Below are 9,629 nucleotides of genomic sequence, written 5' to 3'. Positions count from 1 at the left end.
GTCGGCGATCAGCTCGATCAGGATCAGCAGGCTGATGGGGGTGGACTCGGCGGGCTTCAAGACGATGCAGTTGCCGGCGGCCAGGGCCGGCGGGATCTTCCAGGCGGCCATCAGGATGGGGAAGTTCCAGGGAATGATCTGGCCGACGACGCCCAGGGGTTCCTTGAAGTGGTAGGCCACGGTGTTGCCGTCGATTTCGCTCATGGAACCTTCTTCGCCCCGCAAGCAGCCTGCGAAGTAGCGGAAGTGGTCGACGGCGAGCGGGATGTCGGCGTTCAGGGTCTCGCGGATCGGCTTGCCGTTGTCCACGGTTTCGGCGTAGGCCAGCAGTTCGAGGTTGGCTTCGAGGCGGTCGGCGATCTTCAGCAGGATGTTCGAACGCGTGGTCGCGTCGGTCTTGCCCCAGGCATCGGCCGCAGCGTGCGCAGCGTCCAGTGCCAGATCGATGTCTTCGGAGGTGGAACGGGCCGCCTGGGTGTAGACCTTGCCGTTGACGGGCGAGATCACGTCGAAGTACTGGCCCTTGACCGGGGCGACCCACTGGCCGCCGATGAAGTTGTCGTAGCGCGATTTGTAGGTGATCTTGGCGCCGTCGGCGCCGGGTGCTGCGTAGATCATGTGTGTCGTCCTCTGGATGGGTGGAAAAAGTGAAACAGCCGAAGCGGCTGATCACCTGTCCACAACTTCCATGCCAGGCGCCGGAAGTGACTCAATCTGAGAAAAACACCGTACCGTACCCGCGGTTCTGTGCCCGGTTGCAACACAAATGAGAGCACCACTGGCACAGCTGCTCCGCCGCGGTACGGCACACACGTTCATATGCACAAGGCTGGAACCCGCCCAGCACCACCGTGCGCAGCCGATCAGGCCAGCCCCACCACCAGGGCCGACGTGGCCATGGCCGCCCAGGCGCGCTGCCCGCGCCGCGCGGTGAACGGGTGCGCGGCAAACCCCACCCACTGCCCGCCACCGTCGAGGCCGATCACCACCTCGTCGCGCGCCGCGCCCCGGGCGATGCGGTCGATGCGGCCCGCCAGCCGGTTGAGACCCGGGTCGTCCATGGCCGGCAGCGCACCTACCCCCACCTGCACCGCCGTGGCCTTGCACAGCACCAGCGCCGCCGTGCCCGGCCGCAGCGCCAGCAGGTCGGCACTCTCGCGCGTGACGCTGGACGCCAGCACCGCGCCGCCCGCCGTGCGCAGGCGGATCAGCACCATCGGATCGCTGGGCGAGGCGGGCTCGACGCCCAGCACCGTGCACGGCAGCTGGTTGCGCATGCTGGTGCGCAGGCCCAGGCCACCGGCCAGTGCCGGCGCGCCGGCAAAACGCACCAGCACCGCTGCGCGCGCGCGGGCCAGTTCGTCGGCCAGGGCCAGCAGCTGCAGGCCTTGCGGCGTGATGCGCGCACCGCCGCCACCGCTGCCGCCCACCGTGCGCTCCACCAGTGCCACACCGCTCAGGCTGGTCAGCGTGTCGATGGCCTGCCAGGCCGCCTTGTAGCTGATGCCCGCCTCCCGCGCGGCCTGCGAAATGGAGCCCGAATCGGCCACGTGGCGCAGCACCTCCAGGCGCTTGTCGCTGATGGCGTGGCCCAGGGCTTCGGTCAGGTTCGGGTGGGTGGCGTCGGACATGCGGACATTGTTCCACGGCCCCTCGGGGCATGGCCCCGGACGTACCATGCAGGGCACGGCCCACCCCTTCAAGGATTTCCCCATGAACACCCGCATCCGCCACCTGCTGACCGCCGCCACCCTGACCCTGGCCATGGGCGCTGCCCTGGCGCAGGACAAAGTGGTCTACCACTTCGACAACAGCGACACCCAGGCCACCGCCGGCCTGCGCACCCTGCGCAACTACCTGGACACCGCCCCCGGCACCCAGATCGTCGCCGTCGCGCTGGGCGACGGTGTGCACTTCCTCAAGGAAGGCGCCAAGGACAAGAAGAACCCCAACATCGAATACGGCCCACTCATCTCGGACCTGGTCGCCCGGGGCGTGAAGTTCGAGATCTGCGAACTCACGCTGCGCGCGCTGGACCTGAAGAAAGACCAGTTCGTCATGGACGCCGGCTTCACCCCGTCGGGCGTGGTGCGCATCGGGCAGCTGCAATTCCGCGAGCACTACGGGTACATCAAGCCTTGAGTGGGCGGATCGACCACCGCTGACGTTGACCTGCAGCCAGCCGCCTGCTGTTTGAAGATAACTGCCTTCGATCATGGACAAATTCTTGCTGCAGCAGCAGGTGCTGGAACGGCTCGCGCAAGACCTGCTGCAAACCGAGCAGGCCGTGCGGGTGGCCCATGAAGCGGCGACCCACGAGGAAAACATCGCCGAAAACAAATACGACACCTTGGGACTCGAAGCCGCCTACCTGGCCACCGGCCAAGCTCGGCGAGCCGAAGCCATCCGCCAGGCGATGGCCCATTGGCGCCGATTCCGCCCGCTTCCCTACGATGCCAGCAAAGGCGTACAACTCGGCGCACTGGTCTGCCTGGTCGGTTCCGACGACCAGCAGCAGCTGCTGTTGCTCGGCCCGGCGGGGGGCAGCATGAAGCTGGTCAGCGGCACGCAGGTCGTGCAGGTCATCAGCACCGAAGCCCCTTTGGGCAGGGCCCTGCTGGGAAGGTGCGAGGGTGATCAGGTGTCGCTACAGGTCGCTGTTAGCCGACAGGTGTTTGAGGTGCTGTGGGTTCATTGAGCTGCAAGCAATTTCACGCCGAATTTGCAGAGGTCATCAGACCTGCCGCTGTCGTGACGCACCGGCTGGCCGGCAACGTCAGCAGCAGGCTGTGTGCAGCTGGTCGCCACTCCTGAAGCTCATCGCGACACGAGCGCTGGATTCGATGCGCTTCAGCGGTCATTCGCCAGAGCCGGCGATCGACCCTGAACAGACCTTCGGCCAACCGATCCGATTGCCTTGAAGCGGTCACTGGACGGCGCTTTCGAAAACGTACCAAGGCCGATAGGTCAGACGCACTCGGCTGAAAGCTTCACTGCGCAAGGGAGCTTTGCACGCAGGACCCCGTCCATGCATCGACATGGGCTGCGCGCAGCGCAAAGGCCGTCAACCCACTGCTGGCCAACCTCGCAAGTCCGATTCGAAAGCGGCCATCTCTTCGGCCAGGCTGCCCCGTTGCCTGAAGTTCCGGCCCGCCCGGTCATACCAATGTTCAGCGTCCTCCAGGTCGCCTTCCTGGATGTGCACGATGCCGTGCAACCACGCCGCTCCGGTGGAGTCAGCTTGCTGAACCAGATCGTGCGCCTGGGTCCAGCGGCTTGCCTTCAGGTGCACGATCACCTCGCGCAGCAGGTCAACTTCCGCCCGGTGATTCACCACTTCATCTCGACCTTGTTGACCTTCGCGCCGATGTCCAGCGCGATGCCCAGGCCCGCCTCGGGGTAGGCGCGCTTCATCGCCTCGATGAGCGCCGCGCTGTTGGCGGCCTTGGGCAACTCCTGCTCGAAGCGCGCCAGGTAGGCCTGGCTCCAGGCCAGCTGCGCGGCATCGTGCTTCTGGCCCGGCAGGCTGTGGCCCGGAATCACCACCGCCGGCTGCAGCGCGGCCATGGTGCTCAGCTTCTGCGCCCAGTCGGCACGCTCTTGGACACTTTGCGTATCGGCCGTCCACAGGTGCAGGCCGGCGAACACGTTCACGCCGCCGGCGATGGTCTTGATGGACGGAATCCACACGTAGCTGCGGTGCGGCAGGGTGTCGTCGAGACCGTGAATCTCCAGCGTCTGACCTTCCAGCATGAGGGTGTTGCCCGCGATCGCCTCGGGCATCGGCACAGCCTTGGGTGCATTGGCGCCCAGGCGCGGGCCCCACACCTGCAGCTTGGTGGGCAGCGTGGCTTCGATCTTCTTCAGCGTCGGCGCGGTGGCCACCACCTTGGCATCGGGGAAGTACTGCTTCAGCACGTCGATGCCGAAGTAGTAGTCGGGGTCTGCCTGGCTGATGTAGATGGTCTTGAGCGTCTTCTTGCTGTCCAGCACCATGGCCACGATGCGCAGGGCATCGGCCCGTGTGAAGCCCGTGTCCAGCAACACGGCGTCGGTCTTGCCGGACACCAGCACCGAATTGACATGGAAGCTGCCGCCGTCGGCGTTGTAGACCTGCACGGTCAGCGGCGAAGCCGATTGCGCGGCCGCGTCAGTGGCAACGACGCCCAGCGACAGGGCTGCAGGGATCAGGGCCAGGGCCCAGGTCTTGAAGGTTCTCATCAGGTTTTCCATCAGGTGGTTGGTTGATGGGCAGACTTTATTGATTCAAGATAGATAGATAAACTGTTTTAGCCGAAGATGTTTGTCAACCAGATCGATTCAATCCATGGACCGCCTGAGCGCTATCCGCACTTTCATCGAGATCGCAGACCGGGGCAGCCTGACCAAGGCGGCCGAGAGCCTGGACCTGTCGCGCGCCATGGTCAGCCGCCACCTCGACAGCCTGGAGCACTGGCTGGGCACCCGTCTGCTCCACCGCACCACCCGCCGCGTGAGCCTGAGCGAAGCCGGTGCTGAGGCCCTGCCCCGGCTGCGCCAGATGTTGGACCTGGCCGCCGACCTGCAGGCCGTGTCGGGTGCGCGCCGGGCCGAGCCCGTCGGCAAGCTGCGCGTGACCACCAGCCTGTCGTTCGCTCTCCCCGTGCTCACGCAAGCGCTGGTGGACTTCCAGTCGCGCCATCCGCGCATCGAAGTCGATCTGCTGACCTTGGATCGTGCGGTCGATCTGGTCAGCGAGCGCATCGATCTGGCCGTGCGCATCACCAACCGGCTCGACAACGGCGTGGTGGCGCGACGCCTGGCCACGTGCCGGTCTGCTTTGTGCGCAGCCCCAGGCTACCTGGTGACCCGCGGCACACCCACCACACCGGCAGAATTGCTGGGGCACAACTGCATCACGCACGCCTTCGGCACACGCGCAGAGTACCGGCTGGGGCATGCGGGCCGCGTGATCACTCAGGCTGTGCGCGGCAGCCTGTCAAGCAACGAGACTGCCGTGGTGAAGCAAGCCGCCATCGCGGGCGCAGGCATCGCCATGCTGCCGACCTACTTCGTGGGAGAAGAACTCCAGAGCGGCACACTGGTGCGGGTGCTACCGGCCTACGAGCCAGAGACGCTGGGCATCCACGCGGTGTTCCTGTCTCGGCAGCACCAGCCCCTGCCGCTGAAGCTGCTGGTCGACTTCCTGGCCGAACGCTTCGGTGGCAACGTCGCGCCATGGGACGGGCCGCTCTAGCGCTGGTCTGCCCGCGTCAGGCCGGCGTGCCGGGCGTCTTCATCGGCAGGTCTTCGAAGTCGCCCAGCTTGGCGGCCACCAGGTCGATGAACGCCGACACGGCCGAGGGCAGATGCCGCCGGCTGGCGTAGACCAGATGCACGCCGTGCCCCTTGCGGTGGTACTGCGGCAGCACCGGCACCAGCAGGCCGGCGCGCAACTCACGCCGCGTCAACGAAGACGGCAGCAGCGCAATGCCCAGCCCCGCCAGCGCGGCCTTGCGCAGCACCTGCACGGTGTTGCCGCTGAGCCGCCCAGCCACCTGCACCTCGGCGTTGCTGCCGTCGGGCCCTGACAAGGCCCAGGTCGAGCGCCCGCTGGGGTGCGCAAACACCAGGCAGTCGTGGGCGGCCAGGTCCTGCAAGCTGGCAGGTGTGCCACGAGCCGCGATGTAGTCAGGGCTGGCCACCAGGCCGTCCAGCCCGGCGTCGAGCACGCGCCGTGCGAAGAGGCTGGAGTCTTCCAGCACGCCACCGCGGATCGCGACATCGATCCGGTCGGCGATCAGGTCCGCACGCGCATCGCTGAGCACGAAGTCCACGCGGACCTGAGGGTACTGGGCCAGGAACTCCGCCAGCCATTCCATCGGGAAAAAGTCGAAGAAGTCGGCCGGTGCTGCCACGCGCACCAGGCCGCTGGGCGCGTCGTTGCGGGCCAGCAAGGACTGGCCCGCGTCGACCAAACCTTCGACCGCGTCGGCGCAGCGGTCGTGGAAGTCTTGCCCCGCACTGGTGAGCGACAGCTTGCGGGTGGACCGCTGCAGCAAACGCGTGCCCAGGTGCGCTTCGAGCAGCTGCACCCGGCGGCTCAGGGTGTTGGGCGGGATGCCCAGGCGGCGCGCGGCCTCGGCAAAGCTGCCGCAGCGCACCACCTGCACGAACACAGCGACGTCATTGAGGTCGAGCATGGTTGATTGCTTGCTTTTTTGGACGAGTTCAATCCGATTGTGCCTCCTAGTCAATCAAAGGCGGGGTTTTTAAGCTTGCGTCATCGAATCAAGGCACCCCAACCATGACCACCTCCCCCTCCACCGAAGCCCTTGCCACCGTCGCCGCGCCATCGGCCCGAGCCGTCGTTCACCGCACCCAAGGCAGCACGCACGGTCCCATCACTCGCCTGATGAGCCCTGGCGACTTGGGCCAGGCGCTCAAGCCTTTCATCTTCCTGGACCTGGTGAACTTCGATGCGCAGCACGGCCAGACGCGTTTCGGCATGCACCCGCACTCCGGCATCGCCACCCTGACCTTCATGGCCCAGGGCGATGTGCACTACGCCGACAGCACCGGCCAGGCCGGCGTGCTGCCCGAGGGCGGCGTGGAATGGATGCAGGCCGGCGGCGGTGTGTGGCACACCGGCGAACCGGTGGGCGACCGGCCTGGCCAGGGTTTTCAACTGTGGGTGGCGCTGCCCTCCGCGCTGGAGAGCGCACCGGCGTTCAGCCGGTACCTGGCGCCGTCCGAGGTGCCGCAGGTCGGCCCGGCGCGCGTGCTGCTGGGCCAGTACGGCTCGGCAAGCAGCGCTGTTGAGGCACCGTCTGCGATGACCTATCTGTCGGTGACGCTGGCGCCGGGTGAACGCTGGCGGTTCACGCCGCCTGCCGGCCACACCGTGGCCTGGGTGGCGGTGGCCAGCGGTCGGCTGCTGTCGAGCGAGCCCATTGCAACCGGCGAGCTCGTCAGCTTTGCCTCTTCAGAAGCCGCCATCGACTTCATCGCAGACACCGACACGCGCTTCGTGCTGGGCTCTGCCGTGCCGCACGCGCATCCGCTGGTGATGGGCACGTACTCCGTGCACACCAGCGCCGACGCGCTGGCCCGTGGCGAAACCGAAATTCGCCGAATCCGGCAAAGCCTGCGTGCTGCAGGCCAGCTCGGCTGACTGACGAATCGCAGGCGGTCAGCAGACGCCCGCACAGAACCTCTCTCGAACGTATTCCTCGACTCCAACCCAACTCAACGAAAGACATCATCATGACCATCGGCATCATCGGTTCCGGCGCACTCGGCAGCAACGTGGCGCGCGCGCTCGCCCAAAAGGGCATTGCAGCCACCATTTCCACCCGCCGCGGACCCGAGTCCCTGGCCCCGCTGGTGGCCGAACTCGGCGGCTCCATCAAGGCCGGCACAGTGACGGAAGCGGCCTCGGCCGACATCGTGCTTGTCGCCGTGCGCTGGACCGACCTGGGCACCGCACTGAAGGGCCTGCCGGCCTGGAACAACCGCATCGTCATCGACGGCACCAACCCCGTCGAGTTCCTGGACCCGAACTCGCCCGACGCCAAGGACCCTAGCAACCCGCTGGCTGCCTACGGCATCAAGGCCATCGACCTGGGTGGTCGCTCGTCGAGCGAGGTGGTCCGCGACATGCTGCCCGGCGCCCGCGTCGTCAAGGCACTGAACCACCTGGACGTGACTGTGCTGGCGCAGCCCGAGGTGTCGGGCGGCCAACGGGTGCAGTTCTATGCCGGCGACGACGTCGACGCCAAGCAGGCCGTGCGCCAGGTGCTGGAAGCCATCGGCTACTTCCCGGTGGACCTCGGCTCGCTGGTCACCGGCGGCCAACTGTCGCAGCTGCCTTTCGGCAGCCTGTCCGCCACCAACTTCATCAAGATCTGAGAACAAACCATGAACACCGAACCGCACACATCCATCGCCAAGCGCACGGGCCGGCGGCAACTGATGGCCGCAGCCGCGCTCGCGGTCACTGCGTTCGCTGCACCCGCGCAAGCCCAGAACGCAGGCCAAGGCCAGACGTCATCGCAAGTGCTCAAGCGCGCCCTGGACCTCTTTCTGGCCAAGGACATGAAGGGCTGGTCTGAGCTGTGCGACGAGAACGTCGTCGTCGAGTTGCCGTTCTCGCCGGACCCCGCAGGCAGGAGGATCGTCGGCCGCGCAGCCATCTACGCCTTCCTGAAGGACTACCCGAAAGCCATCGACATCCAGTCCCTGCCGACGCTGAAGATCCACGCCACCGAAGACCCCAACGTGGCCATCGCCGAATGGAGCGTCTCGGGCCGCGTGATCAGCAACGGCAACCCCTACGAGCTGAGCTACGCCACCGTGGTGACCGTCCGCAACGGGCTGATCGTCAACTACCGCGAGTACTTCAACCCGCAGGCCTTCTTGGCGGCCATGAGCGGCGCCAAGTTCTGAGTCCTCGAGCGCTGAATCCGAGATGACAGACAGCCGCATGACTGTTTGGACCGCCCCACTATTGGGCCTGCAGTCTCATGGATACGAAGCTTCAAAAGCAAGCCTGGGCGACCGGGGGCGGACGCGGCCTGGGCCGTAGCACGGCACTCGCCCTTGCGAAAGCAGCAATGACGTGGTCATCACCATCTACCCCCGAGCGAATGTCATCTACTTGACTCGGAGCGGTCGCCCGGCAAAACGGCCGCGACCGACCGCTCGCGCTGCAGAACAGTCCTTCCAACGGATAAGGCAACGCCATCAGCAGGTCGGTGGCCAGACACCTCACCCCTTGTCGGCCCGCAACCGAATCCACCCGCTACACTCGCTATTCCATTTCGGGATAACGATCCCCCACCCGCCGCTGCGGTGGCTCTTCTGTTGCGAGGTATCCATGCGTCTGTTGCTGTCAGCCCTGCCCGTTTTGCTGTGTGCCACCCTCGCACAAGGCGCTGCCCATGCGGCCGAGGCCCAGGTGGCGGTGGCGGCCAACTTCGCCGAGCCCATGAAGGCGATCGCCGCGGTGCTGCAGAAGACGACGGGCCACACGCTGAAGGTCACGCTGGGCTCTACCGGCAAGCTGTACGCGCAGATCAGTAACGGCGCGCCGTTCGACATGCTGCTGGCGGCGGACACCAAAATCCCTGAGAAACTCGAAGCCGATGGCCAAGCGGTGACGGGCAGCCGATTCACCTACGCCACTGGCAAGCTGGTGCTGTGGTCGGCCAAGGCGGGCCGTGTGGACAACAAGGGCGACGTACTGAAAGCCGCCGACTTGGGCAAAGTGGCCTACGCCGCGCCCAAGGTGGCCCCCTACGGCGCAGCGGCGGTCGAGGCCATGGACAAGCTCGGTGTGAGCGCAGCGCTGGCACCACGGCTGGTGCAGGGAGAAAGCATCGGCCAGACCTTCAACTTCGTCTACACCGGCAACGCCGACGTTGGCTTCGTCGCCCTGTCGCAAGTGCTCGAAGGCAGCAAGCTCAAGGGCGGCTCGATGTGGATAGTGCCGCCAAACCTCTACAGCCCGATCCGCCAGGATGCCGTGGTCCTCAAGCGTGGCGCCAGCAACGAAGCCGTGCGGGCGCTGGTCCAGTTGCTCAAGAGCCCGAACATCAAAGCCCTGATCCGCTCCTACGGCTACGAGATCTGAGCGTTCGCCCATGGAC

General features: G+C 66.2%; 12 protein-coding genes. 7 read left to right on the top strand and 5 right to left on the bottom strand.

What is annotated here, in order from left to right:
* Both ACR2JA_RS17055 and ACR2JA_RS17050 read right to left on the bottom strand, forming a co-directional pair.
* Positions 1 to 618: aldehyde dehydrogenase family protein (locus ACR2JA_RS17055; protein WP_434010268.1), on the bottom strand; the 618-nt coding region annotated here is incomplete at its 3' end.
* A 245-nt stretch (positions 619 to 863) separates the two neighbouring features.
* A complete protein-coding gene (locus tag ACR2JA_RS17050; RefSeq protein WP_434010267.1) occupies positions 864 to 1,631 on the bottom strand; it encodes a TOBE domain-containing protein in 768 nt (255 codons plus the stop codon).
* A gap of 82 nt (positions 1,632 to 1,713) precedes the next feature.
* On the opposite strand from ACR2JA_RS17050, the gene ACR2JA_RS17045 reads away from it, so the two are divergent.
* The gene (locus ACR2JA_RS17045; RefSeq protein WP_434010266.1) at positions 1,714 to 2,142 is read left to right on the top strand and encodes a DsrE family protein; all 429 of its coding nucleotides are present in this window, start codon (positions 1,714 to 1,716) and stop codon (positions 2,140 to 2,142) included.
* Between the two features lie 73 nt (positions 2,143 to 2,215).
* Positions 2,216 to 2,698, top strand: coding sequence for a GreA/GreB family elongation factor (locus ACR2JA_RS17040; protein ID WP_434010265.1), 483 nt, complete (start codon positions 2,216 to 2,218; stop codon positions 2,696 to 2,698).
* A gap of 366 nt (positions 2,699 to 3,064) precedes the next feature.
* Here ACR2JA_RS17040 and ACR2JA_RS17035 read toward each other — a convergent pair whose 3' ends face one another.
* On the bottom strand, positions 3,065 to 3,334 hold the full coding sequence (locus ACR2JA_RS17035) for a hypothetical protein (RefSeq protein ID WP_434010264.1): 270 nt from the start codon (positions 3,332 to 3,334) through the stop codon (positions 3,065 to 3,067).
* A complete protein-coding gene (locus tag ACR2JA_RS17030) occupies positions 3,331 to 4,221 on the bottom strand; it encodes an MBL fold metallo-hydrolase (RefSeq protein ID WP_434010263.1) in 891 nt (296 codons plus the stop codon). Before ACR2JA_RS17030 ends, ACR2JA_RS17035 begins: the two co-directional genes overlap by 4 nt.
* Before the next feature lie 106 nt (positions 4,222 to 4,327).
* Here ACR2JA_RS17030 and ACR2JA_RS17025 point away from each other — a divergent pair, with 106 nt between their 5' ends.
* A complete protein-coding gene (locus ACR2JA_RS17025; RefSeq protein WP_434010262.1) occupies positions 4,328 to 5,236 on the top strand; it encodes a LysR substrate-binding domain-containing protein in 909 nt (302 codons plus the stop codon).
* 16 nt (positions 5,237 to 5,252) lie between these two features.
* On the opposite strand, the gene ACR2JA_RS17020 is transcribed toward ACR2JA_RS17025, so the two are convergent.
* A complete protein-coding gene (locus ACR2JA_RS17020; protein WP_434010261.1) occupies positions 5,253 to 6,182 on the bottom strand; it encodes a LysR family transcriptional regulator in 930 nt (309 codons plus the stop codon).
* A 104-nt stretch (positions 6,183 to 6,286) separates the two neighbouring features.
* Here ACR2JA_RS17020 and ACR2JA_RS17015 point away from each other — a divergent pair, with 104 nt between their 5' ends.
* From ACR2JA_RS17015 to modA, 4 genes are all read left to right on the top strand, one after another.
* Positions 6,287 to 7,153, top strand: a complete 867-nt coding sequence (locus ACR2JA_RS17015) for a pirin family protein (protein ID WP_434010260.1) — start codon at positions 6,287 to 6,289, stop codon at positions 7,151 to 7,153.
* Positions 7,154 to 7,245: 92 nt separating this feature from the next.
* A complete protein-coding gene (locus ACR2JA_RS17010) occupies positions 7,246 to 7,890 on the top strand; it encodes an NADPH-dependent F420 reductase (protein ID WP_434010259.1) in 645 nt (214 codons plus the stop codon).
* A gap of 9 nt (positions 7,891 to 7,899) precedes the next feature.
* Positions 7,900 to 8,427: a nuclear transport factor 2 family protein gene (locus ACR2JA_RS17005; RefSeq protein WP_434010258.1), complete on the top strand. Its 528-nt coding sequence runs from the start codon at positions 7,900 to 7,902 to the stop codon at positions 8,425 to 8,427.
* 430 nt (positions 8,428 to 8,857) lie between these two features.
* Positions 8,858 to 9,613 (top strand): molybdate ABC transporter substrate-binding protein, encoded by a 756-nt coding sequence (gene modA, locus ACR2JA_RS17000; RefSeq protein ID WP_434010257.1) that lies wholly within the window; start codon positions 8,858 to 8,860, stop codon positions 9,611 to 9,613.
* Positions 9,614 to 9,629 lie beyond the last annotated feature (16 nt).

The organism is Hydrogenophaga sp. (genome assembly GCF_051007235.1).
GTDB lineage: Bacteria > Pseudomonadota > Gammaproteobacteria > Burkholderiales > Burkholderiaceae_C > Hydrogenophaga.
This window is presented reverse-complemented; position numbering and strand designations above follow the sequence as displayed.

Coding starts and splice junctions, on each gene's coding strand:
- ACR2JA_RS17050 (WP_434010267.1), bottom strand. CDS start 1,631: ATGTCCGACGCCACCCACCCGAACCTGACCGAAGCCCTGGGCCACGCC.
- ACR2JA_RS17045 (WP_434010266.1), top strand. CDS start 1,714: ATGAACACCCGCATCCGCCACCTGCTGACCGCCGCCACCCTGACCCTG.
- ACR2JA_RS17040 (WP_434010265.1), top strand. CDS start 2,216: ATGGACAAATTCTTGCTGCAGCAGCAGGTGCTGGAACGGCTCGCGCAA.
- ACR2JA_RS17030 (WP_434010263.1), bottom strand. CDS start 4,221: ATGAGAACCTTCAAGACCTGGGCCCTGGCCCTGATCCCTGCAGCCCTG.
- ACR2JA_RS17025 (WP_434010262.1), top strand. CDS start 4,328: ATGGACCGCCTGAGCGCTATCCGCACTTTCATCGAGATCGCAGACCGG.
- ACR2JA_RS17020 (WP_434010261.1), bottom strand. CDS start 6,182: ATGCTCGACCTCAATGACGTCGCTGTGTTCGTGCAGGTGGTGCGCTGC.
- ACR2JA_RS17015 (WP_434010260.1), top strand. CDS start 6,287: ATGACCACCTCCCCCTCCACCGAAGCCCTTGCCACCGTCGCCGCGCCA.
- ACR2JA_RS17010 (WP_434010259.1), top strand. CDS start 7,246: ATGACCATCGGCATCATCGGTTCCGGCGCACTCGGCAGCAACGTGGCG.
- ACR2JA_RS17005 (WP_434010258.1), top strand. CDS start 7,900: ATGAACACCGAACCGCACACATCCATCGCCAAGCGCACGGGCCGGCGG.
- modA (WP_434010257.1), top strand. CDS start 8,858: ATGCGTCTGTTGCTGTCAGCCCTGCCCGTTTTGCTGTGTGCCACCCTC.